General features: G+C 61.7%; 14 protein-coding genes. 10 read left to right on the top strand and 4 right to left on the bottom strand.

The genetic code is table 11. The features are described from left to right. Positions 1-158: 158 nt before the first annotated feature. Entirely contained in the window at positions 159-1,910 is a 1,752-nt protein-coding gene (locus ABD937_RS12795; protein WP_345256137.1) for a tetratricopeptide repeat protein, read from the bottom strand. A 309-nt stretch (positions 1,911-2,219) separates the two neighbouring features. On the opposite strand from ABD937_RS12795, the gene ABD937_RS12790 reads away from it, so the two are divergent. From ABD937_RS12790 to ABD937_RS12775, 4 genes are all read left to right on the top strand, one after another. Beyond that, positions 2,220-7,763: a hypothetical protein gene (locus ABD937_RS12790; protein WP_345256136.1), complete on the top strand. Its 5,544-nt coding sequence runs from the start codon at positions 2,220-2,222 to the stop codon at positions 7,761-7,763. Between the two features lie 159 nt (positions 7,764-7,922). Beyond that, on the top strand, positions 7,923-9,050 hold the full coding sequence (locus tag ABD937_RS12785; protein WP_345256135.1) for an alkaline phosphatase family protein: 1,128 nt from the start codon (positions 7,923-7,925) through the stop codon (positions 9,048-9,050). A 148-nt stretch (positions 9,051-9,198) separates the two neighbouring features. Beyond that, complete coding sequence (locus tag ABD937_RS12780; protein WP_345256134.1) at positions 9,199-9,438, top strand: hypothetical protein; 240 nt, start codon at positions 9,199-9,201, stop codon at positions 9,436-9,438. 43 nt (positions 9,439-9,481) lie between these two features. Further along, entirely contained in the window at positions 9,482-10,420 is a 939-nt protein-coding gene (locus tag ABD937_RS12775; protein WP_345256133.1) for an isoaspartyl peptidase/L-asparaginase family protein, read from the top strand. Positions 10,421-10,679: 259 nt separating this feature from the next. On the opposite strand, the gene cphA is transcribed toward ABD937_RS12775, so the two are convergent. Continuing rightward, positions 10,680-13,304 (bottom strand): cyanophycin synthetase, encoded by a 2,625-nt coding sequence (cphA, locus tag ABD937_RS12770; protein WP_345256132.1) that lies wholly within the window; start codon positions 13,302-13,304, stop codon positions 10,680-10,682. A 115-nt stretch (positions 13,305-13,419) separates the two neighbouring features. Between cphA and ABD937_RS12765 the strand changes: the two genes are divergently transcribed. Both ABD937_RS12765 and ABD937_RS12760 read left to right on the top strand, forming a co-directional pair. Continuing rightward, positions 13,420-14,286, top strand: coding sequence for a cyanophycinase (locus ABD937_RS12765; protein ID WP_345256131.1), 867 nt, complete (start codon positions 13,420-13,422; stop codon positions 14,284-14,286). Between the two features lie 141 nt (positions 14,287-14,427). After that, a complete protein-coding gene (locus ABD937_RS12760) occupies positions 14,428-14,622 on the top strand; it encodes a DUF3606 domain-containing protein (protein ID WP_345256130.1) in 195 nt (64 codons plus the stop codon). A 51-nt stretch (positions 14,623-14,673) separates the two neighbouring features. Here ABD937_RS12760 and ABD937_RS12755 read toward each other — a convergent pair whose 3' ends face one another. Beyond that, the gene (locus ABD937_RS12755; protein ID WP_345256129.1) at positions 14,674-16,362 is read right to left on the bottom strand and encodes a GAF domain-containing hybrid sensor histidine kinase/response regulator; all 1,689 of its coding nucleotides are present in this window, start codon (positions 16,360-16,362) and stop codon (positions 14,674-14,676) included. Positions 16,363-16,459: 97 nt separating this feature from the next. Between ABD937_RS12755 and ABD937_RS12750 the strand changes: the two genes are divergently transcribed. Then, entirely contained in the window at positions 16,460-17,704 is a 1,245-nt protein-coding gene (locus ABD937_RS12750) for an outer membrane protein assembly factor BamB family protein (protein WP_345256128.1), read from the top strand. 220 nt (positions 17,705-17,924) lie between these two features. Here the strand turns inward: ABD937_RS12750 and ABD937_RS12745 are convergent, their stop codons facing one another. Further along, positions 17,925-19,292 (bottom strand): ammonium transporter, encoded by a 1,368-nt coding sequence (locus tag ABD937_RS12745; RefSeq protein ID WP_345256127.1) that lies wholly within the window; start codon positions 19,290-19,292, stop codon positions 17,925-17,927. A 358-nt stretch (positions 19,293-19,650) separates the two neighbouring features. Here ABD937_RS12745 and ABD937_RS12740 point away from each other — a divergent pair, with 358 nt between their 5' ends. The 3 genes from ABD937_RS12740 to ABD937_RS12730 all read left to right on the top strand — a co-directional run bounded on the left by ABD937_RS12740 (position 19,651) and on the right by ABD937_RS12730 (position 23,669). Continuing rightward, positions 19,651-21,321, top strand: a complete 1,671-nt coding sequence (locus ABD937_RS12740; protein ID WP_345256126.1) for a hypothetical protein — start codon at positions 19,651-19,653, stop codon at positions 21,319-21,321. Positions 21,322-21,908: 587 nt separating this feature from the next. Then, positions 21,909-23,258: an MFS transporter gene (locus ABD937_RS12735; protein WP_345256125.1), complete on the top strand. Its 1,350-nt coding sequence runs from the start codon at positions 21,909-21,911 to the stop codon at positions 23,256-23,258. Between the two features lie 231 nt (positions 23,259-23,489). Next, positions 23,490-23,669: a hypothetical protein gene (locus tag ABD937_RS12730; RefSeq protein WP_345256124.1), complete on the top strand. Its 180-nt coding sequence runs from the start codon at positions 23,490-23,492 to the stop codon at positions 23,667-23,669. The last annotated feature ends 56 nt before the right edge of the window (positions 23,670-23,725 follow it).

The following is a 23,725-nucleotide window of genomic DNA, read 5'->3' as shown; positions in this document are numbered from 1 at the left end:
GGTCGGCCGAAGGCGCGACGAAAAAAGGATCCTGTTCATCGCTTTGCGTCGTGCCTCCCGAAGCTTCGGAGCGCCATCGTGCCGTAGTGCACAAGGGCGAAAGCCCCGCGTTCCGCGCTTGCCCGGATAGTGAATAATTGAATAATTCGGACAATCGCTTATAGATCGGCGACCAGGTCCTCGATGTTGGCGGCCTGGGGCAGCTCGAGCTCCCTGCGGAGCCGCTGCCGTGTTTTCTTCACCGACTCGGGGCTGACGCCCAGCGTGGTGGCCATCTCTGAGGTGGACATGCCCAGCTTGGTGAGTGTCAGGAGCCTTGTTTCGGCCGGGCTCAGCGAAGGGTACCGCTCGCGCAGCTTCCGGAAGAAATCCGGATGCACTTTTTCGAACAGGTTCCGGAAGGCGGTCCACTCCTGCGGGGTGAGGATGGTGGCGCGGGTGAGTTCGGTAAGCACGTCGATCTGCGCGTCGGTGATGGAGCCGCCGCTGTTGCGCAGGGCGGCAAGCTGCTGCTCCAGCTCAAACAGCGTATTGGTCTTTTGCCGGAGGTTGTCGCGGAAGTCGGTGAGCGCCTGTTCCGACGCTTCCAGTTCGGCACGGATCCGTTCGTTGTCGGCCAGCAGGCGTTCCTCGCGAAGGCGGTGCCTCTCGCGGTTGCGGCGCAATTGCAGGCGGGCGCGGTTGTAGAGCAGGCCGGCGATCATCAGCACCAGCACGAGCGCCGCCGCCAGGAACCAGCGCCGGAGGCGTTCCGTTTTCCGTTCCTGCGCCAGCAGCCGCTGCTCGCTGCGCATTTTTTCCGCAAGTACCTGCTGCCGCACCGTACCGGCGCCCGAAAGAAGCGACCGCCGGTCGAGGCTGTCGCGGACGGCATGGCGCAGGAGGCTGTATGCGTAGGCTTCGCCCGAACGGCCCGATCCTGCAGCGCTACGGGCACTGGTCTCGTAAAAGAAGTCCAGCCGCGCGTATTGTTCGGCAGGCAGCGGCTTTACTGACCGTGCGCTGTCGAAGAGGTGGCGTGCACCGGCGAGGAGCCGTTGCGCTTTTCCGCCGTTGCCGGCTTCGAGCTCCACCCGCGCCAGGCTGGTGAGAGCTTCCGCACGGCAGCCCCAATCACGGGTCTGGTCCGTATAGGCGAGGTATTGTTCCAAGTAGGGGCGGGCCTCCCTGAATTCGTTTCGCCCGAGGTACATGCGGCCGATATTTCCGAGCGCGATCCCGCTCCAGTCGTCGTTGCCCAATCGCCGCGCCTGCTCCAGGGTTTGCTTGTAGTACCTGAGTGCGTCGGGGTAGCGCATGAGCTTTTGCGCGCATTGGCCCGCCGTGTTGGCCAGGTACAGCGTATAGAGAGGATCCTCTTCTTTCAGCCGAAGCCCCTTGCTACAGTAGGCCAATGCCTGCTCGTAATCTTCCAGGTGGTAATACACGAAGGCCAGCCGGTATTGGTTCGAAGCGGCGCCGCCCACCTGGTCTTGCCCGATGCGGTCGAAGAGCTCTTCGGCCTGCAGCAGCTGCAGGAGCGCCTGGCTGTAGTTATCCGAGAACGTGAAGTAGTACCCGAGGTGGTGCCGGTAGAGTCCCTCCTGCATCGGCCGGCCGCCGGAGTGAGCTTCGGCGATGGCGGCCTGCATCCGGGCAACGCCGCGCGCGGCATCCTGAAGGATCACAGCCCGGTACTGTCCTTCGTAATATAAGGCGGCACAGGCGGCAAGGTTGTCGCGGCGAGCGGCCGCTTTTTGCTGCAGCGCCGACAGGGCGGCCAGCGCCTCAGTGGCAGGACGCTTCCGCACCGAGTCGTTATACCAACGCTGGAGGCGCTGGAGTTGCTCCGGGCCCGGTTGCAGGAGGGAGTCGGGCTGTGCCTGTGCCCGGAGCGCAAAGAAGAGCAGCAAAAAAAGTAGGCGGATCATCGGGAGTTCGGTTGTGCGCGTCAGTTAGTAACAGGAAAATAAACCGGTAAATCGGGAAACCCGCAATTCCGGTCCAGGTTTTTTTGCCGGACGGCAGGGTGAGGCAGGGGGGACAAAGGGGGGACAGGGCCCCGTCACTCCGCACCCAGGGCTTGATTTTCAAGGAGTTTCGCAATTCGATTTTTGTCCCGCCATTTGTCCCCCTTCGTTTTTTGGTGACCCCTGTCGGCCGCTCCACCTTGCAGGCTCCGGGGCGGATCCGCTGTGCCGCGATCCCACCCGCTTATCCCATCAACCAAAATCGAGCTTATGAGGAAGTTTACCTGGCTTTTCCTGACCTTCTGGGCCGCACTGACCGCAAGTGCCCAATCCATTCAAACCGACCCCTTGCCGTCCGCCGTGTCGTGCGCGGGCGCTTCGCTTTCCGTAACTTTTTCCGCCACCGGCACCTTCAACGCCGGCAACGAGTTCCGCGCGCAGTTGAGCGACGCCAGCGGCAGCTTTGCCGCGCCCACGGCGATCGGTTCGCTCAGCGGCACGGCTCCGGGTACGATCACGGCCACGATCCCGGCAGGTGCCGCCACGGGAAGCGGCTACCGGGTGCGCGTCGTTTCCACGGACCCGGCCGTCAACGGAGACGACAACGGTATGGATATCACGATCAATGCGGCACCGCAGGTGTCAGTGTCCGCTTCTTCGGCCAGCACCTGCCCGGCCACCCAGCTTACGCTGACGGCGAGCGGCGCCAGCAGCTACACCTGGTCGGTTTCGGCCTTGCCGGCCGATATCGGCACCCCGCTACTGGCTGTAGGCACCCGCCGGCTCCGGACCGGGTATAACGGCCCGATCCTGCGGCTGCGCCGCGACTTCGACGGGGTGGAATCCGATTTCGGGCTGTCGGGCAACGTGCTCGATACAGCCGCCGTCGGCGCGTGGCTGGGAGGCTCCTCAGCCACCGTGTCGCGCTTGTACGACCAGAGCGGCAACGGCCGGCACATGGTGCAGGTCAATTCGAACCTCCAGCCGGCCTTCGAGCTGTCCGGCACCAACGGCCGGCCGACCGTGCGCTTTGCATACGGGCGCTACCTGCGCAACACCTATACGTTCAGCAATCCGCTGACTGTAGTGTATGCCGGCCGATTGACGGGAGGGTCCAACAACCGGGTGCTTTCGTCGGTGTCGAATAACTGGCTCCTGGGCTGGTGGAGCGGCAACCAGGCATCCGCCTTCTTCGAAGGCTGGATAGACGTTGGGCGCGCGCAGACGGGGACCGACGTACACGTGTATACCGGTCTCCAGTCGGAAGGCCAGGGCCGCATCTTCGAGGATGCCTATCTCAGCGCCAGCAATACACCTTCAGCGCCGCCTGCCGGTTTGCAGATGAATGGATCGGGCGTGTACTTCACGGAGTCGTCGGATTGCGCGATCTTCGACCTCGTCGTCTACGGCGGGGTGCTGAGCGATGCCGAACGCAACCGCGCAGAAAGCAGCATCTGGCAGTACTGGGTGAGCGATGCGCAGCTTTTCTTCACGACGCCTTCCTCGGGCTCCGCGTCGGTCACCGTCACCGGCAGCACGCCCGGCTGCGCCAGCAGCAGTGCTACCTTCACCCGTACGGTTTCGGCTCCCGGCAACCCAGTGCTTTTCGGCGACGACAAATGGCTCGTTACCGTATTCAAGGGAGGGAGCGATCAATTAAACGATGCCAACTGGCAAACGAACTACAGCGGCTACTTCGAGTCTGCGAGCCTCGATTTCCGCTCCTACGACTTCTGGTGCATCTCCTGCACCCCCTCTTCGGCCCCGGGCTACCAGGGCTGCCCGGTACCGGCCGACAACCATTCGTGGAGTGCCCGCCGCCGGGGCTTTCCCTGTGCGATTTACCGCCTCGACGTGAACGGACAGGGCGGGGGGGCGCAACTTTGGATCAACGGCGCCAAGGTATGGGAGCGCGATGAGAACGGCAGTTCGGCCATAGGCGCCTGGTATGGTAGCCTTGGACCGAACGACAGCGTTGAGTTCCGGGGCAGCGATGGCGCCGGTTCCTCCGATGCCAACCTTATCATCCAGCCCCTGCCGCCCCTGACCCTGACCTATAGCGCCGCTTCGGCTTGCGCCGGGAACACCCCGCTGACGCCAACGCTGACGGGCCCCGGAGGCGGCCGCTATACCGCGCCCGCCGGACTCGCGATCGATAGCCTAACCGGTGTCGTCAACCCGGCACAGAGCCAGCCCGGGAGCTACCTGGTCACCTATTCCTGGGAGACAGCGTCCTGCACGGGTACGCAAACGATTTCGGCAACCACCACGGTGGAGATGCGCACCGTACAAGGCGACCCGGCGGTATTCGGTAATGACCAATGGAACGTGTATGCCTGGAATAACGGACCGACGGGCGCTGCGTGGTCTTCGAACTACGCCGGGTATTATACTACCGCCAACCTGGGTTTCAACTCCACGGCTGACTGGAACAGCGGCAGCAGGCCCTCCGAGGCGGCCAACTACCAGGGCTGCCCCGTAGCGTACGATTATCATTCGTTCAGCGCGAAGCGCCAGGGCTTTCCCTGCGGATTCTACCGGCTGGATGTTCCGGGGCACGACGACGATGCGCAATTGTTCGTGAACGGCGTAAAGGTGTGGGAGCATGGCGGCTGTTGCGATGCGCATACCGACGTATGGCGGGGCTACCTCGGACCCAACGACCGCGTTGAGTTCCGGATCAGGGAACTCGGGGGCGGCTCGTTCGGCGCCCTGTCGCTGGTCTCCGTTTCCCCCAGCAGCATTACTTACGGCAGTGCCCGGTTCTGTGGCGCGGCGGGGGCTGTGAGCCCGGTACGCACCGGACCTGCCGGCGGCACCTACAGCGCTGCACCGGCGGGCCTGGCGCTCGATACCCTCACCGGCATCATCACGCCTTCAGGCAGCGTTCCCGGCACCTACACGGTTACCTATACGCCGCCTGCCTTTGCCGGCTGCCCGGTACTGCCCGATACTGCGAGCCTTTCGATCAACCCGGTGCTCGCGGTCGCCCCGCTTCCGGATACGACCACCTGCAACGGCACTACTATGGCCGGTATCGTGCTGACCGGCACCCCGGGGGCCACCTTCTCCTGGTCGAACAGCGATACCTCCATCGGACTTGCAGCCAACGGCGTGAGCCTGATCCCTTACTTCATCGCCCGCAACACCGGGCAGGCACCCGTTACCGCGAACATCAGGACCTACGCCTGGGACCTGAGCAGGGCGTCGGTAGTTACCGGGAAGATTGACCCGACCAGTGCCTCGAGCAGCAAGCGTCCGTATTATGATTATTACACAGGCGCTTGCGGCTACCCCAAGTCGTTGGCCGGGGAATATCCCGGCTCAGAGTACTACAACCGGCACCGTTTCCGGAACGACGCCAACTTCCCGGTTTGCGTTACGGTTAACATCGATAACCTGGGCGGCGGCGATGTGTACGTGGCGGCCTACCGCGACTCGTTCAATGCCGGCAACCTGGCCCAGAACTATCTCTCGGATATGGGCTACCCGGTGTATAGCTACTACCCGCAGTATTACGGGCCGCAGTTATTCAGCTTTGAGCTCCCGGCCCATTCCGACCTCATCCTGGTGGCCTGGGCACCGGACAACGGCTATTGCGAATCCTACCGGCTTACGGTAGCAGGCCTGCCCACGGTCTGCGGTAACCCGGAGCGCTCCTTCACCATTACCGTGAATCCCACGCCCGCGGCCTCCTTCAGCTACACAGGATCACCGTTCTGCGCCAACGGGAGCACGGGCCTGCCCACGATCACAGGTTCTGCCGGCGGCCGGTTCAGCTCCACGGCGGGCCTCAGCCTCGACAGCCTCACCGGGGCCATCCAACCCGCACAGTCGGCGCCGGGCACCTACACCGTCACCCATATCGTTCCGGGCACCGGCGACTGCACCGCCGACACCGCCACGGCTACCGTAGAAATACTGGCAGCGGCCACGCCCGTAAATCCCGTGACGAGCCAGGTGGTCTGTGCCGGCGCCATGACCTTCCCGGTAGGGTTCACCGGCAGCGGCAGCTCCTTTACCTGGACCAACAACAACCCGTCGGTCGGTCTGGCCGCCTCGGGTTCGGGAGCCATCGCCGCCTTCCGGGCGCAGAACAGCGGCACCACACCCGCGGTAGCGGAGATCACCGTATCCGGTGGCAGCGGCGCCTGCGCGGTTTCCACGCAAACCTTCACGATCACGGTGCTGCCCACGCCGCAGGTGAACGCTGTCGGCAACCCGGTACTTTGCGGCAACGTGCCCTCGGGCGCCATCGGCTTCGCCGGTGTGGCCACGGCCTACCACTGGACCAACAGCAACCCGGCCATCGGGCTGGCAGCAAGCGGCAGCGGCCCCATCAGCTTCCAGGCCGTGAACAACGGCGCTACCCCCGCGTCGGGCACCATCGCGGTAACACCGCTGTATCAGATGGGCGCAACCACCTGCTCCAGCAAGCCGCAAACCTTCACCATCACCGTGCGCCCGGCTGTGTCGATGAACCCGGTATCGAGCCAGACGCTTTGCAGCGGCAGCAGTACGTCGGTTGCCTTTAGCGGAGCGCCGGCAGGTGCTGTCTATAGCTGGACGAACGACAATACCTCCATCGGGCTCGCTGCCGCCGGCACCGGTTCGATAACGGCCATTGTGGTCAGCAACCCGACGCCGATCACGCAGGTAGCCACCATTACCGTGGTTCCCCGATTGAGCCAATGCGCCGGACCCGCGCAGACTTTTACCCTAGCGGTCAACCCGGGCGCCGGCAGCATCAGCTACCCCGGCTCTCCCTATTGCACCACAGGCGAGGCACGCGTGCTGCGCAGCGGCAACTCGGTGGGTACCTTTACCGCGGTTCCGGCCGGCCTCCCGATCCACGCCGCCACGGGCGCCATCAACCTGGCCTACTCGCAGCCCGGCACCTATACCGTTACGTTCACCGTCAGCGGCTCCACCTGCGCACCCAGCACCAGCACGCAGGTAACGGTGCTGCCGCGGGCCACAGTGAGTTCAGTGAGCAACCGCGTACATTGCGCCGGAATTACCACGCTGCCGATCATGTTCACGGGAACGGCAACGTCGTATACCTGGACCAACAGCAATCCTGCCATCGGCCTTGCCGCCTCGGGTACCGGCAATCTTCCCGCTTTTGTAGCTACCAATAATACCAATGCGCCGGTCTTCGGGCTCATCACGGTGGTGCCTGCCGGCAACGGAACCAGCGGTTGCGGCGGCCGTGCCATGGTGTTCCGCATCCTCGTGAACCCGACGCCGTCGGCGCACACCGTCGCTGCCCAGGTGTACTGCCGCGCGATACCCACCAATGCCCTCACCTTTACCGGGCCGGTCGGCAATACGCGCTTCAACTGGACGGCCAGTAACCAGGCTGTGGGCCTGCCCGCGAGCCGCGGGAGCAACAGCATACCGTCGTTCACCACTACTTCAGGCAACGCAGCGCCGGTATCGTCTATAATCACCGTAACACCGGTCGCCAACAAGTGTGCGGGCGCGCCCATCCAGTTCCCGTACGTGGTGAACCCCTGCAATGCCCGGATGGCGCCCGTTACGCGAACAGGGGAGGGCTTGCTGCCGGATGATGTGCAGATCGGACCGAACCCGGCCCGGCAGCAGGTCTCGGTCTGGCTCAACGGCAAGCGAACCGGACCGCACAGCATCGAGGTGCTGGATGTCTATGGCCGGAGCCTGCTACGTCCGGCCACCTTTACCGGCAGCCGCTATACCATCGACTTGCAGGGCCTCGTCGCCGGCAACTACATCCTGCGGATCGTGGACATCGCTACGCAGGAAGCCGTGCAGCAGCCTTTGATCAAGCTGTAAGGCGTGACGCTACGGCGTTTTACAAAGACCGCGGCCCGAAGGCCGCGGTCTTTTTTTCGTGTTAACCAAAGCTTTCTGTTGATTTTACGTTCCGGCAACAAGCATGGCACAGATTTGTGATGTGTACTATCGGATAACCTAACCGAAAAACACACGCACATGAAACTGGGAATGGTGCTGGGCCTGCTGGTGCTTTGGGGCACGAGCCTGGGCAGTGCAGACAGCCGGATCAAGGACGAACCCAACGGGCAAAACCTCGTCATCATCACGCTCGATGGCTTCCGCTGGCAGGAGCTCTTCGAGGGCGCCGACGCCGACCTTATTTCCGACCCCGCCTGGACACAGGATACCGCGTACACCAAGGCCCTTTACTGGCATGCCGACCCGGCCGTGCGCCGCGAGCGCCTCATGCCTTTCTTCTGGAACGTGATCGCGAAGCGGGGCCAGCTCCACGGCAACCGCAAGGTGGGCAGCCACGTCAACACCAAGAACTTCTACCAGATCTCCTATCCCGGCTACAACGAGATCTTCACCGGTATAGCGGACCCGTTCATCTCCACCAACAAGAAGGTCCGCAACAAGAACCGCAATTTTCTCGAGCATCTCAACGCGATGCCTGCCTACGCCGGGAAGGTGGCCGCCTTTGCCTCATGGGATGCCTTCCCTTTTATCCTCAACCGGGAGCGCGGCGGTTTTTTCCTCAACGCGGGGCATGAGGCCGTGGCCGAGAGCAGCAGCGAGGTGGCGCCCCTGAATGCCATCAGCGCGCACAACAGCGAAGGCGACCGCGTGACCCGCGACGACCGCATCACCTTTCTCTCCGCGCTCGACTTCGTGAAACGCCGGCAGCCCAAAGTGCTGTTCCTGGGCTTAAGCGGTACCGACGACGCGGGCCATGAGAAGAGCTATGACCGTTACCTGAAGAGCGCGGCCGAGGCCGATCGCATGATCGCCGAGCTATGGGCCCTGCTGCAAAGCATGCCCCAGTACCGCGACAATACTACACTCCTCGTCACCACCGATCATGGCCGCGGCGCCTCCGACAAGCTCTGGTATAACCACGGGTTCTTTATTGGTGGCTCGTCGCAGACCTGGATGGCGCTGCTCGGCCCCTCCGTGAAGCCGCTTGGAGAGTACCGCGGCAACAGCCAGCTCTACCAAAAGCATATCTCCGGCACCATGGGCTACCTGCTCGGTGTGAAGTCGTGGTCGGGCGGGATGCTCCCCAAATCGCTTTTTCTCCCGGCAACTCCGCAGGCATCATCCGAAGCAATCGCGGGTAAGTAAGGGCTTTCCGCCAGTGCATCATGTGGCCGCTCAGAAAGGTGGGGCGGCCCTTCCTGTTAAAAAGGATCGTGGTTATCCTGTGGGAGCCTCAACCTGCAAAATGGCATCATTTTTAAACGGTTAGGGACGAACCCCAAACCGCTATATTATGGGCTTACAGATCGTTATTGACTATAACCAGCAGCCGGTGACCTACGACGTTACGGCGCAGGAGCAGGATATCTATCGTCTTTGCCTGAGCGATGCCACGCCACGCGGAGCGCACTATATTCCGAGCAAGATCAACATTCGCCGTAAAGGCAAGGTCTGGGTGTCGGACCTGGAGAACTACAATGAGCTGGTGAATGCGCTGCTCGTGGAGCTGACGCGCTTCAGCGCCCGCGCCTGAGCGGATCACCGTCCTGCTTTATCGTAAAAAAACCTATAGACCAATGAAGAAATTTGCGCTGGCCGTTCATGGGGGTGCGGGTCCGGATTCGGACTTCATCAAAAAGAACCAGGAGGGTTATAAGAAAGGCCTCGAAGACGCCCTCAACGCCGGCTACAAAATACTGGAGCAGGGCGGCAGCGCACTCGACGCGGTGGAAGCCGCGGTCAACAGCCTCGAGGACAACCCGCTCTTCAACGCCGGCCGCGGCGCCGCCATCAACGACAAAGGAGAGACGCAGACCTGTGCGTCGATCGCGGATGGAAAGAAGCTGCAGATGGGTGCGGTGGCGATCGTCAAGAATGTCCGGAACCCGGTGTCGCTGGCACGGCAGGTGATGGAGCAGACAAAGCATATCTACCTGGGCAGCTTCGGCGCGATCGACTTCGCCACGGAGGTAAAGGCTCCGCTGGAGCCCGACGCCTATTTCATTACCGACCACCAGGTGGATGCTTACCTGGAGGCACGAGCGCAGTCGAAGAATGGCACGAAGAAGGCGCTCGACGCCGCGCTGCCGCAGGTGGAGCGTCGCAAGCACGGCACCGTGGGCGCCGTGGCGCTCGACAAGAACGGTAACCTGGCGGCAGCCACGTCCACCGGCGGCACCGAGTTCGAAAAGGCTGGCCGCATCGGCGACTCTTCCATGGCCGGTATCGGCTCTTATGCCGACAACCAATTCTGTGCTGTTTCCACTACCGGCGACGGGGAAAGCCTCATCCGGCATATTACTTCCTTCCACATCGCCGCCCTGATGGAGTACAAGGAGCTCTCCCTGCAGGAAGCCTGCGATTTCCTGATCGACATCAAATGCAAAAACGAAAAGGGCGATATGGGCATCCTCTCCATCGATCCGAATGCGGAAGTGGTCTTCAAGTTCAACTCCGAGCGGATGCACCGGGGCTGCAAGAGCTCGGATGGGCGGATGATGGTAGCCATATATTGACCCCACCCCCGGCCCCTCCCCGAGAGGGAGGGGTGACTCATTTTGATCATTCCTCTTGGATTCACGGTGGCATTAACGTCGATGAGCTTTCTTTATCGTTCCTGAAGAACGTATTCGCACATCGGTATTAATAGCAAAGTCCCGACATCGCAGATGTCGGGGCTTTGCTATTTACGTCCGTTGATATTAAGACAGTTACCTAAAGAAGTTCTATAGCGCAGAGTCACCCCTCCCTCCCGGAGAGGGGCCGGGGGTGGGGTCACCCCACCATGCGCGCCGTAGAAGTACGGTGCTCCAGCTCCTTCAGGCGGCCCAGCACGGATTGCACGTTTTCCACGAGGATCACGATGAGGTCGCCGGGTTCAGACTTGCCGAGAGCGCAGTCGATGGCCTCGAGCTCGTTGGGGCAATAGGAGACCTTCTTCTGCGGGGCCGCTGCGTACACGCCGCTGCGGAGGAGCGAGGAGATCTCGAACTCAGTGCGGCCGCGAAGGTCCTGGTCGCAGCGGATCACGATTTCGTCGAAGATGCGGGCCGACTCGGTGCCCATGGCGATGATGTCTTCGTTGCGGCGGTCGCCCACACCGGTGATGACGCCGATGGCGCGCTTTGCCTTCACCGCCTTCACATATTCGCCCAGCGCCTTCAGGCCATGTGCGTTGTGCGCATAGTCTACGAGCACGCGCACGTCGTCGAGCTCGAACAGGTTCATGCGGCCCGGGGTGTTGTCCGCAGAATTACGGAACCGGCGCAGGATGCAGCGGATGGCGGGCATCGAGATGCCCGACACATAGGCCGCCGCCGTGGCGCCGAGTACATTGGCGATATTGAACCGGGCCGCCCCGCCATGCGTCAGCGGCACGTTCTCCACCGCTTCGATGGGCAGCAGCTGGTTGCCTTTTCGGATCATGATGTATCCTTCATCGTAAATGGCCGCGATGCCCCCGGCCTCGCAATGGCGCTGGATCCGGATGTTGTCGGGATACAGGGAGAAGAGGACCACCGTGCCCACCACGTGCTCGCGCAGGGCATACACACGGTCGTCGTCGGCATTGAGCACTACGTGGCCGCCACGGCGCACCGAGGCCGCCACCACGCCCTTCACGCGGGCCAGTTGCTCGAGCGTATACACACCGCCGAGGCCAAGGTGGTCTTCGGCGATATTGGTCACCACTGCTACGTCGCACTGGTCGAAGCCGAGGCCGGAGCGGAGGATGCCGCCACGCGCGCACTCGAGTACTGCGAATTCGACGGCGGGGTCTTTGAGGATGGCCTGCGCGGAGGCAGGGCCGGAGCAGTCGCCTTTATAGATCAATTCGTTGTTCAGGTAGATGCCATCGGTGGTGGTCATGCCGGTGGCGTGGCCGCCTTGCCGCGCCATCTGCGCAATGAGGCGGGTGGTTGTGGTCTTGCCGTTGGTGCCGGTGATGGCGATGATCGGGATGCGTCCCTGCCCGCCGTCGGGGAAGAGCATGTCGAGCACCGGGGCGGCCACGTTGCGGGGCTGGCCATAGGTGGGTTCAAGATGCATCCGGAACCCAGGCGCCGCGTTGACCTCGATCACGGCGCCACCGTTCTCGGTGATGGGCGTGCTGAGATCGGGGGCCATGACGTCGATGCCGCAGATGTCGAGCCCGATGATGCGGGCCACGCGCTCGAAAAGACGGATGTTGGCCGGGTGCACGCGGTCGGTAAGGTCTTCGGCGGTGCCGCCGGTGCTGAGGTTGGCGGTCGTTTTCAGCAAAACGGTCTCGCCTTCTTCCGGTACCGAATCGAGCGTATATCCCTTGCGGGCGATGAGGTCGAGTGTGGCTTGGTCGATGAGAATTTTGGTGAGCACGTTGGCGTGTCCGTTGCCGCGGCGCGGGTCGGCGTTGACGGCCTCTACGAGCTCGGCTATGCTGTGCTGCCCGTCGCCGGTAACACAGGCCGGGGTGCGCTTCGCTGCCGCCACATACCGGTTATTGATCACGAGGGCGCGAAAGTCGTGACCATGAATGTATTTCTCCACCACCACCCGGCCGGAATACAGCTTCGCTTGCGCGAACGCTTCGCGGGCCGCTTCCATCGTGCGGATGTTGATCGATGCGCCTTTGCCCTGGTGGCCATCGAGCGGCTTGACCACAATGGGAAATCCTAACCCGGTCACTACTTCGTCGAGGCTTTCCACATTGCGGAGCACGGAGCCGCGCGGCACCGGTACGAACGCGTCTGTGAGTAACTGCTTCGTAGCATGTTTGTCGCCGGCCTTATCAACGGCGATGGCGCTCGTTCCGCTGCTGATCGTAGCCTCTACGCGTTTCTGGCGGGCGCCCTGCCCGAATTGCAGGTAGGCGCCGCCGTCGAGGCGGAGCACGGGGATATTACGGCGGCGTGCCTCGGCATAGAGCGAAAAGGTGCTGGGGCCGAGGTGCTCGTCTTCGCGGGCCCCGCGCAGGGCTTCGATCACGGGCGCGGTATCAAAGCTTTGCCCGCTCAGCAGGGCCGATACGAGGGCTACGGCGCTCTGGCCGGCAAGGCGGCCACAGGCTTCGTCCTCATACAGGAAGGCGGCCTGGTACTCCCCGGGCTTGCCCGTGGCGTGTACGGCGCCCCAATGGCAGTTGGCGCCGGCGCTGTTCTGCAGCTCGAGGGCAGCGGCCATCACCATCTCGCCCAGTACCTGTCCCGGGGGAAGCGACAGGAGCGCGGAGCAGAGCTGACGCCCATAGGTGCGCTTGCAGAGGCCGGGCAGCAGCTCCTGGAGCCGGGGCACCAGGTCGGGAATGGCGGCGGTGTGTTGACTAAGGGTTTCCTGCAGGTCGAGGTGAAGCACGACCAGGTGCTGCTGCTGCACTGACCAGAAATTCGGTCCCCGCAGCACATTTAAGTTATTCAGTAGCATGCAATCCTCCGTGTGTTTAGAGAACGGGATTCTGAAAAATTGTATGCCAGCCCTGCCGCTCCCGATTGGCTCCGGACCTAAACGGGGCGGTCCGATCTTTTCAGACCAGGTGTGCATGCAGTACCCCAAAGGTTATCTCGTTTCGATCGGCGGCGCAGAGGATAAAGGTGGAACATTGGAAGAGCAGGAACGCCGCGACCTGGATTTTTTTCGCTACGGGATCCTGGAAAACGTCCGTTCCCTGATGCAGCGCAAGGAGCCGCATATCGAGGTCATTACGACCGCCTCGTCGATTCCGAACGAGTATTTCAACGAGTACGAAAAGGCCTTCCGCAGCCTCGGCTTCTGCGAGGTGGGGCATGCCCTGATCCGTGAGCGGCCCGATGCCGAAGATGAGGAAATTTTGGAGCGGCTTCGTCGCTGTGATGGGGTGCTGATGACCGGCGGCGACCAGCTGCGGCTTTGCTCCACTTTGGGCGGCACGCCCTTCTTCGATGTATTGCGCGAGCGTTACCTCGAGGAGCCGTTCGTGATCGCCGGCACCTCGGCCGGGGCGGCTGCCATGAGCAGCACCATGATCTGCGGCGGCGACCCGGTGCGCGCCTACTTCAAAGGGGAGGTGCAGCTCAGCATGGGCTTTGGCTTCCTGAACAACGTCATCATCGATACGCACTTCGACAAGCGCGGCCGCTTCGGGCGCCTCGCCCAGGCCATTGCCGCCCAGCCCGGCGCCATCGGGATCGGGCTGGGCGAAGACACCGGCATCGTGGTCGAGGAAGGCTATCGCTTCCGGGCCATCGGCTCCTCCTCGGTGGTGGTGATCGACGGGCACAACGTTCACCACAACAACATCCACGCGGTTCGCACGGGCGCGCCCGTGTCGGTGGCCAACCTCACCGTGCACATCATGACCCACGCCGACGAGTACGATAGCCGGCACCGCGTTTTCAGCGGCAACAAGTTTGATTTGCACGAAGATTAAGGGAAGGTTCAGGAGGGTTCAGAAAGGTTCAAGTAGGTTAGGGCTCCAAACAAACCCTTCTAAACCCACCTGAACCTTTCTGAACCTTGTATTCGTAGAAAGGTGGCACACTTTTCCGGGTCTCTCGTTAAACAACCAGCTATGGCGGATAACAAGAACCTGCGTGATGGACGCGACCGCTCGCGCGTGTCGGGCACAGAAGAATACGAGGTGCGGCACCTCTCTGAGAAGTTCAACGTTTCTGCGGAAGAAGTGCGCCGCCTCATCAAGGAAGTCGGTAACAGCCGCGAGCAGTTGGAGGAGCGCCTCCGTGGCAGCAGTGGCAGCAGCCGTTAATGTATAACCTGCACGAGAGAAAAACCAGGGTCGCCGCATGGCGGCCTTTTTTTATAGCTGGGGGCGCAGCCCCGTATTTTTACGGATCGCCGTCAGCGTGCTGCACAGCTCCTTGCGGTCGAAGGGCTTCACTACGGAGCCGGTGAAGCCGAGTGTGCCCAGGTCGGTCTCCTGCGCCAGGAAGGCATCGGCGGTGATGGCATACACCGGGCCGTTAAAACCGAGCTCCTGCCGGAGCTGCCGCGTTGCGGCGTATCCGTCTAGCACCGGCATCTGCAGGTCCATGAAAATGACCTCGTACTCTTTCTGACCGGCCATTGCTACCGCTTCCGCCCCATGCGCCGCGCGGTCGGCCTCGATGCCCCAGAGCTGGAGGTACTTGCGCAGCACCACCCAGTTCAATTGGTTGTCTTCGGCTACGAGCACGCGCATTCCCTTGAGGATCGCCGTATCGTCGGGTGTGCATTCTGCGGGCATCGCTAGGGCAGGCTTCGGCACGTCGAAGCCAAGCGTGAAGAAGAAGTCGCTGCCTTTGCCGGGAGCCGACTGCACATGGATCTCCGAGCCCTGGAGCTCGAGCAGCTTTTTGGAAATGGCCAGCCCGAGGCCGGTGCCGCCGTATTCGCGGCTGATGCCGGCATGGGCCTGCCCGAATTCGCGGAACAGGTTCCCGAGCTTGTCTTCGGCAATGCCGATGCCGGTGTCCTGCACCGAGAAGCAAACGGCGTTGCGCTGCGCGTTGCCTTCACCGGGCTGCGCGGCTACGCGCACGACGCCTTCGGGCGTAAACTTGATCGCATTGGATACAAGGTTGTGCAACACCTGCGTAAGCCGCGCGGGGTCGCCGGTGACGGTATCCGGCAGGGCCGCGTCGAGGTTGAGCTCGAGGCGGAGGCCTTTCGCCCGGGCGGCGGGCGCATGGTGCCGGATAATATCCTGGAGCAGTGTCGGCAGCGAAAAGTCGATCTGCTCGAAGGTGAGGCTGTTGGAGGTGATCTTGTTGTAATCGAGCACATCGTTCACTACCGTCAGCAGGTGCTCGGCGGCGAACTTCAGCGACCGCAGGTACTCTTGCTGGTGAGGCAGTGTCTCTTCCGCGAGCAGGAGGTTGGTCATGCCCACGACGCCGTTGAGCGGGGTGCGGATCTCGTGGCTCATGGTGGACAGGAACTGCTTCTGCGTCTTCGAGGCTACTTCCGCCAGCTGGCGCTGCTGCAATTGCTCGCGCAGGAGGCGCTTCAGCTGCTCGTTCTTCTTGCGGAACTCGAGCAGGAGGGAGGCCTGCCGGGCCAGCCTTTGTAAGGTGCTCTTTTGTACCTCCGTGAGCTGTCCGGGCCGGTCGGAGAAAACGCAAACCGTGCCCAGGGCGTAGCCGCGTGGTGAGATGATCGGGGCCCCGGCGTAAAAGCGTACCCTCGGGTAGTGCTGCACGCCCGGGAGGTCGCGGAAGCGCTCGTCCTCGAGCGTGTTTTCCACCACGAAGAGGTCTTTGCCACCGATCGCGTGCGTGCAGATCGTTACCTCGCGCGGTGTTTCCGGCACCGGGTAGCCTACGGACGCCTTGTTCCACTGCCGGTCCTTATCCATCAGCGCCACCAGCGACATCTGCGTGCCGCAGACGAGGCTCGCCAACTCGGCCAGCTCGTCGAAGTCGCGCTCGGGCTCGGTATCGAGAATATCGTAGGAATACAGGTCTTCGAGGCGTTGCTGCTCGTTGGCGGGAAGGGCGGCAGGGTTCATGTGGTGGCGTTTTCGGGAAACTAAGGTATTGAATTTGATACGAATGGACCCGGGGCCGCCAGCTGCAGGAATTCATGGTTTTTGTATTTTGCTTTCCATGAACCTACTGAAACTAGCTGCGCCCCGTTGGCGTGCCGGATCCGGACGCCTCGTGGCCCTGACCCTATTGCTGGCAGCCTGCAGCCGCTCTGGCGATATCGACCGCCCGGCGGGTACTCCGCCGACCGAGGTGGCCGGCTTTATCGAAGTGCATGCGCCGCTCGATGCGGCCGGCAACCCGGCTTACAACAGCACCCTGGTCGCCTATTCCCGCAATGGCGTCGTACGCTGGCAGCGCCCGAACCTGTACGCCGTCGTACCCTTTCCACACCGGAGCGCGCATGGCCTTATGTTCACCGTCTCTTCCTCGGCCAGCGAGGTGGCGCAGCTGCAGGCCCTCGATCTGAGCAACGGCAGCGTGCGCTGGACGACGCCGCCGGGGCGCCGCGTTGCCACCGACTGCGTATTCTCCGACTCGCTGCTGTACGTGGCTGCATCCACACCCGACTACGATTCATCGTGGGTACAGGCTTACCAGTGGCGTACCGGCACGCTCCAATGGGAGCGCTATGTACCCGGTGTGCTGTACAACTTCGCAATCGACAGCTCGGCCCGGCGCCTTTACTTCAGCTCCATCTCCGCCGGTACCGGCTTTGGGTTCCGGGTGCATGCCTTTGACCTTCAGGCGAAGCAGGACGTCTGGGCAAAATCCTTCGGACTGATTCACAACAGCAATGGCCCCTTTGTTCTGAACGGCGATCTCCTCCATTTTATCGACGCGGCCAGCGGGCTGCACACAGTAAGTACGGCTACCGGAAATGAACTGTGGTCGCTGGGCAATGCAGAGGCCGGCGATCCCTACCTGATCGGCGACAAGCTGTTCGTGCGCTCCTTCCGGAGCTCCGAGAACCGCGTGCTGTCGCTCAATGCACGCACCGGCACCATCAACTGGTGGAAGGGCACGCTCGACCCCTTCACTTCGCCTCATCCCTACTATTATACCGACCTGCTGATGCCGCCAGGCGGCTCCGACCTGTATGTGGCATCGTATGGTGATTTCCGCCAGGATACCCTCCACCAGCTCGACCCGGCCACCGGCGACCTGCGGCAGCGGTTTCCCGTGATCAAGTCGTACTACCGGCTCGTAGACGACGTTTCGCTGTACACCATCCGCGATGGGTACGCCGACCCTTCGGCCGGCAATCGCTCCAAGGTGATCGTATACGACCTCGCCACCCGTCTTCCGAAGGACTCCTTCTTCCTGACCGGCAGCAACGGTATTTCCTTTGCTCCCTACTGGTGATCGCTACCCGTATTTGTACGACAGGGCTGCCTTTTGGCGGCCCTGTTTCATTTATTTTACGGTTACCAATCTGATGATCATTGAAGATCCTGCGTCGAAGTTTTCCTGGAAGCAGGATGCTGCCCGGCAAGAACGGAAAGGGTCGCTTTAAGCAACCTCTATCCTCCTTCGCCAGGGCTATGGCGGACGGAGCCAATAAACAAATAGACCAATAAACCAATTACAGCTTTTCCCCGTGCTGCGACAGGTCGAGGCCGGTTCGCTCGTCTTCCTCGCTGACGCGCAGCGGGGTAATGGCGTCGGTGAGCTTCAGCAGGAACCAGGTAGCGCCGAACGCGAAAGCCGACACTCCAATGAGCGCAAGCAGCTGCACCACGAAGAGCCGGGTTTCGCCAAACAGAAGGCCGTTGCCCGACAGCACTGGGTTGATGCTTTTGTGTGCGAATACACCCGTAAGGAGCATGCCGGTGATGCCGCCCATGCCGTGGCAGGGAAACACGTCGAGGGTGTCGTCGATGCTGGTGCGTGAGCGGAGCAGCACCATGATGTTGCTCACTACGGCGCTGACGAGGCCGATGAGGATGGCGTGGGGGATGGAGACAAAGCCCGCGGCAGGGGTGATGGCCACGAGGCCTACCACGGCGCCGATACAGGTGCCGGAGGCCGACATCTTGCGTCCGCGCATCGCATCGAACACGATCCAGCCAAAGGCCGCTGCGGCCGAAGCGGCCGTGGTGGTGGCCAGCGCCACGGAGGCCGTGCCGTTGGCGCCGTAGGCCGAGCCGGCGTTGAAGCCGAACCAGCCGAACCAGAGCAGGCCGGTGCCGAGCAGCACGTAGGTGATGCGGGCGGGGTTATGCGCGGGCTCGGCGCGCTTCTTCATGTAAAGCGCGGAGGCAAGGGCGGCCCAGCCGGCACTCATGTGCACCACGGTGCCACCGGCGAAGTCGAGCACACCGGCCTTGAAGAGGAGTCCTTCCGGGTGCCAGGTGGCATGCGCAAGCGGGCAGTAGATGAAGAGCGAGAAGAGGCAGATGAAGAGGAGGTAGGAGGTGAAGCGGATTCGCTCGGCGAAGGCACCCGTGATGAGCGCCGGCGTAACGATCGCGAACTTGAGCTGGAAGATCATGAAGAGCGCCAGCGGAATGGTGGGTGCAAGCTTCGAAGGCGCGGAGCTGAAGATGTTGCGCATCATGAAAAAGGAGCGCGGGTCGCCGATGACGCCGCCGACCGAATCGCCGAAGGAGAGGCTGTAGCCCACGATCATCCAGAGCAGCGTGATCACGACCATGCAGATAAAGCTTTGCAGCATGGTAGACAGCACGTTCTTTTTATTCACCATCCCGCCATAGAAGAAGGCGAGGCCCGGCGTCATGATCAGCACGAGGGCGGAGGCCGTCAGCATCCAGGCGGTGTCGGCCGCGGAAATGCCGGCCACGGGCGCCGCGGCGGCCGGTAGCGAGGGAAACAGCAGGCACAAGGTACCCACGCCCAGCAGGGCCAGAAAGGGCAGGAGGGAAAAACGCTGCGCGCGGCTTTTATAAAAGGTTTTCCACAAGGGCAGCGCTCCGGTTGACTGATTACGCATCGTCTGTTTGCTTAATTTGTTTAAAGTATCGAAATTTGCGGAGATCGGCAATCGGGAATCGGCAATCGGGAATTCACCCATCGACGTAAGCGGAGACCAATTGCCGATTACCGATTCGCGAAAAGAAAAGTCCCCTGTGGAAACAGCGGACGTAACGATTGCTTGCTATATGAAAAGTTTGGAAGTGCGGCGTTAAAGAGCTTCTGTGGTGTTTTTCTCCGGTTACTCTTTCGGTGACGAAAATAGGGCCAGCGGGCGCCCGGCAAGCTCCAAGTTCCCCTTCCGGATACCATCCTGAATGCCGGTGCCCTGGGCGCAAGCCCTTGCCCGTACCGGCTTTGTGCCAAATATTGTTACGATGCCCAACCGATCCAGCGACGACCTCTTTCAACTGATCCACTCCCTGCAGAAAGCGGAGAAGCGGAACTTCAAGCTGTACATCACCCGGAACTCGGCCAACGAGGACCTCAAGATCGTGCAGCTGTTCGACGCGCTGGACAAGATGCGCGACTACGACGAGGCGCTGCTGCTGCGCAAGGTGCCGTCGATCAAGAAGCAGCAGCTCTCCAATGCCAAGGCCCACCTGTACCGGCAGCTCCTGGCCTCCCTGCGCCTCCTGAGCAACGACGAGAACATCGATATCCAGCTACACGAGCAGCTCGACTACGCGCGCATCCTCTATAATAAGGGCCTCTACCTGCAAAGCCTCCGCATCCTCGAGCGCCTCAAGGAAACGGCGCGCTCCTACAACCAGGACTCCTTCCTCATCCAGATCCTCTCGCTCGAAAAAAAGATCGAGGTGCTGCACATCACGCGCTCCATGGCCGGCCGCGCAGAGCGCCTCACGCAGGAGGCCCAGGAGATCAACGAGAAGCGCCGCATCATCACGCACCTCTCCAACCTCGCGCTGCAGCTCTATAGTTGGTACATCCAGAACGGACACGCGCGCAACGAGCAGGACGAGACCGATGTAAAGGAGTTCTTCCGCTACAGCGTCAACCGCGCCCTCCGGGTGGCGGCCAAGCACCTCGTGCCGGGCATCGACACTACGCTGCCCGAAGGCACCACGGCGGCGGAGCTCGCGCGGATGGGGGTGTCGGCCGAAGCGCTGGCGAAGATGGGTTTCTACGAGGCGCTGTACCTCTACCAGAGCTATATGTGGTTCGCCTTTATCCGGCAGGACTTCATCCAGTATTACCGCTACGTGCAGAAATGGGTGGACCTCTTTCACCAGAACCCCCAGATGATCCAGGTGGAGACGGGACATTACATCAAGGGCCTGCACAACCTGCTCAACGCGCACTTTGACCTGCGCAACTTCTCGAAGTTCCAGGACACGCTCGAGCGCTTCCAGGCCTTTACCGACTCCGACGTGGTGCAGCGCAGCCACAACAACCGGGTGCAGACCTTCATCTACCTCACTACGGCCCGCATCAACCAGCACTTCATGGTAGGCACGTTCCGCGAGGGCCTCGAGCTCGTGCCGTACGTGGAGGAGATGCTGCATGCCTACGAGCCCTTCATCGACCGACACCGCGTGCTGGTGTTCTACTACAAGATCGCTTCGCTCTACTTCGGCTCCGGCGACTTCGAGCGCTGTATCGACTACCTGCACAAGATCATCCACTGGAAGGTGGACCTCCGCAACGACCTGCAGTGCTACGCGCGCCTGCTGCACCTGCTGGCGCACTACGAATTGGGCAACTATGAATTGATGGAGCACCTGGTGCGCTCCGTGTACCGCTACATGGCCAAGATGCAGAACCTGACGGTGATCGAGGAGCAGATGTTCGCCTTCCTGCGCCAGCATTTCCACCACTCGCCGCGGCGCGTGCACGAGGCCTTTCGCGCATTGCTCGAAAGCATGAAGCGCTATGAAAAGAGCCGCTTCGAAACGCGCGCCTTCGCCTACCTCGATATCATCTCCTGGCTCGAGGGCAAGGTGACGCAAAAGCCGATGGCCCGCGTCATCCGCGAGAAGTACGAAGCCTCGAAGCGTAGAGCAGAAAAGCAGTTGAACAAGGAATAAGGAACAGGGAACACGAAAGCAGATCTGTAGAGACGCACGCTGTGCCTCTTTCTTTTCATAGGCAGCGTGGTGACGATGGGCTGGTGGGAGAGAAGGAACGCGGATGCTACGGATTTGATACGATGAGCGCGGATGGTTGCGTGCGGATATTCGTTCTTCAGGTCTGCCATCCGCTTCGGCTTGTAAGATCTTTGAGTACGCTAAAGTATGTGGCACAAAAACGACCCTTACCAATAAACCAATAGACCAATAGACCAATAAACACGCCCTCCGGCGCATAAAAAAAGCCCGACTCTCGTCAGGCTCAGCTTCTTTCAGTTCCAGAGGATAAGGGGTAAGGAAGGAAGTATTTATCGTTTCTGTGCTTTGCTGTTGTTCGAAACAGGGATCGGAATCAATACAGGCTTTTTCAAACCCAGCAGCACGGCGATCACGTCTTTAAAGCTCATTCAGGATGGATTTTTTTTAATTGATACTGTAAGGTACGGGGGGATTTCGGAAATACGATGTTAAAGCAAGTAAATGTCCGCAGAATTTTTACGGACGGGGTTGCTCCGCTGCGCGCTTTTGTGCTAGCTTTCGCACCTATGCCCCTCCCCGCACCGGAACCGCTGCTCCTGCGTCATCGTCTCCGCGCCATCTTCGGCGGCTCCATCGGCAACCTGGTGGAGTGGTACGACTGGTATGCGTACACCGCGTTCGCGCTCTACTTCTCGCCGCGCTTTTTCCCGAAGGGCGACCTCACGGCACAGCTCCTCAACACGGCGGGCATCTTTGCCGTCGGCTTCTTCATGCGCCCCGTGGGCAGCTGGTTCTTTGGCCGCATCGCCGACCGCCAGGGCCGCAAGCGCGCCATGACGCTTTCGGTGCTGCTGATGTCGTTCGGGTCGCTGCTCATTGCCTGCATTCCCTCCTACGAGCGGGTGGGGCTGCTGGCGCCCGGGCTGTTGCTGCTCGCCCGCCTCCTGCAGGGGCTCAGCGTGGGCGGCGAGTACGGTACCTCCGCCACCTACCTGTCGGAGATGGCCACGCCCGAGCGCCGCGGCTTTTTTGCATCCTTTCAATACGTCACGCTCATTGGCGGGCAGCTCCTTGCCCTTGCGGTGCAGCTCGTGCTCCAGCAATTCCTCTCGGCAGGGGAGCTGGCCGAATGGGGCTGGCGCATCCCCTTTTTCATCGGGGCGGCGCTCTCGGTAGTGGCCCTTTATATCCGGAGTCACCTGCGCGAGACCGACGCCTTCCTCGAGCAGAAAGATGAGGCGGCCGCCTTGCTGGGGTCCGACAGCCCGCTGATGCCGCCGCCCGAGCGGGGCTCGCTCGCCGCGCTGGCGCGTCATCCGAAGGCCCTGCTCACCGTCGTGGGCCTCACGCTGGGCGGCACCATCGCCTTTTACACGTTCTCCATTTATATCCAGAAGTTCCTCGTCAACTCGGCGGGCTTCTCGAAGGAAGTGGCCACGCGGCTTTCCTTTTTCTCACTCCTGATCTTCGCGCTGCTGCAGCCGCTGTTTGGCTGGCTCAGCGACCGCGTGGGCCGGCGGCCCCTGCTCCTGGGCTTCGGGGTGCTCGGCACGCTGGCCACCTATCCCTTGCTGACCGCCCTGGGCCGTGTCGACAGCACGGCGGGCGCCTTTGGGCTGATGATGGCCGGGCTGCTCATCGTGAGCGGGTATACCTCCATCAACGCGGTGGTGAAGGCCGAGCTCTTCCCGGCCGGTGTGCGTGCCCTGGGGGTCGGACTGCCCTACGCAGTTACCACGGCGCTGTTTGGCGGCACGGTGGAGTATATCGCCCTGTATTTCAAGGAGCAAGGGCGCGAGCCGCTTTTCTTTATCTACGTATCGGGTTGCATCTTCCTGTCGCTGATCGTGTACTGGACGATGCCGGAAACCCGCCACCGCCGCCTGGCGGAGGGAGGGGCTGGGACAACAAATTAACAATACTTAAAATGGGTGGCGGTGCCAATCCGGACCCGCCTGAATCCGCCACCACAGCGGTTTTTGCCATGCGGAGCTGCGTTTTGGGATCACAGAACCGGCGCAGGTTGAGCTTGCTTCCGGCTCCCGGCTGCCGTAAATTCGTGGAAGAACGATGGGGACAGTGCTGCACCTGTTCCTGAGCCGATCACACACACACGCATTTCATCAACAAAAAACCAATCCCACAACATGGAAAAGCAAATGAAGCCGTTGACCCGCCCGATGGAGACCGCCGTTAAGCTGACCGCCGTGAAAGAGCATAAGACGCGGGACGTGGTCGCTTTTGAAGAAGGCTATCTCCTGGAGTTACAGGAAAAGGCACGCAACTACCGCCGCTTTACGGAGCGCGGTGGCTACCAGGGCTTCTAAGCCATTTTCTTCCCCAACGAATTGAAACATCCGCCCGCACGGGTGTTTTTTTGTGC

This window comes from Flaviaestuariibacter amylovorans (assembly GCF_039541815.1).
Taxonomy (GTDB): domain Bacteria; phylum Bacteroidota; class Bacteroidia; order Chitinophagales; family Chitinophagaceae; genus Flavisolibacter; species Flavisolibacter amylovorans.
The sequence above is the reverse complement of the archived record's forward strand: the minus strand, read 5'-3'. Positions and strand labels throughout refer to the sequence as shown.

What these genes read in the sequence shown, in the direction of transcription:
- ABD937_RS12740 (WP_345256126.1), top strand. Translation starts at nt 19,651, where the DNA reads ATGCCCAACCGATCCAGCGACGACCTCTTTCAACTGATCCACTCCCTG.
- ABD937_RS12755 (WP_345256129.1), bottom strand. Translation starts at nt 16,362, where the DNA reads ATGAACCCTGCCGCCCTTCCCGCCAACGAGCAGCAACGCCTCGAAGAC.
- ABD937_RS12735 (WP_345256125.1), top strand. Translation starts at nt 21,909, where the DNA reads ATGCCCCTCCCCGCACCGGAACCGCTGCTCCTGCGTCATCGTCTCCGC.
- ABD937_RS12730 (WP_345256124.1), top strand. Translation starts at nt 23,490, where the DNA reads ATGGAAAAGCAAATGAAGCCGTTGACCCGCCCGATGGAGACCGCCGTT.
- ABD937_RS12775 (WP_345256133.1), top strand. Translation starts at nt 9,482, where the DNA reads ATGAAGAAATTTGCGCTGGCCGTTCATGGGGGTGCGGGTCCGGATTCG.
- ABD937_RS12745 (WP_345256127.1), bottom strand. Translation starts at nt 19,292, where the DNA reads ATGCGTAATCAGTCAACCGGAGCGCTGCCCTTGTGGAAAACCTTTTAT.
- ABD937_RS12795 (WP_345256137.1), bottom strand. Translation starts at nt 1,910, where the DNA reads ATGATCCGCCTACTTTTTTTGCTGCTCTTCTTTGCGCTCCGGGCACAG.
- ABD937_RS12765 (WP_345256131.1), top strand. Translation starts at nt 13,420, where the DNA reads ATGCAGTACCCCAAAGGTTATCTCGTTTCGATCGGCGGCGCAGAGGAT.
- cphA (WP_345256132.1), bottom strand. Translation starts at nt 13,304, where the DNA reads ATGCTACTGAATAACTTAAATGTGCTGCGGGGACCGAATTTCTGGTCA.
- ABD937_RS12785 (WP_345256135.1), top strand. Translation starts at nt 7,923, where the DNA reads ATGAAACTGGGAATGGTGCTGGGCCTGCTGGTGCTTTGGGGCACGAGC.
- ABD937_RS12750 (WP_345256128.1), top strand. Translation starts at nt 16,460, where the DNA reads ATGAACCTACTGAAACTAGCTGCGCCCCGTTGGCGTGCCGGATCCGGA.
- ABD937_RS12790 (WP_345256136.1), top strand. Translation starts at nt 2,220, where the DNA reads ATGAGGAAGTTTACCTGGCTTTTCCTGACCTTCTGGGCCGCACTGACC.
- ABD937_RS12780 (WP_345256134.1), top strand. Translation starts at nt 9,199, where the DNA reads ATGGGCTTACAGATCGTTATTGACTATAACCAGCAGCCGGTGACCTAC.
- ABD937_RS12760 (WP_345256130.1), top strand. Translation starts at nt 14,428, where the DNA reads ATGGCGGATAACAAGAACCTGCGTGATGGACGCGACCGCTCGCGCGTG.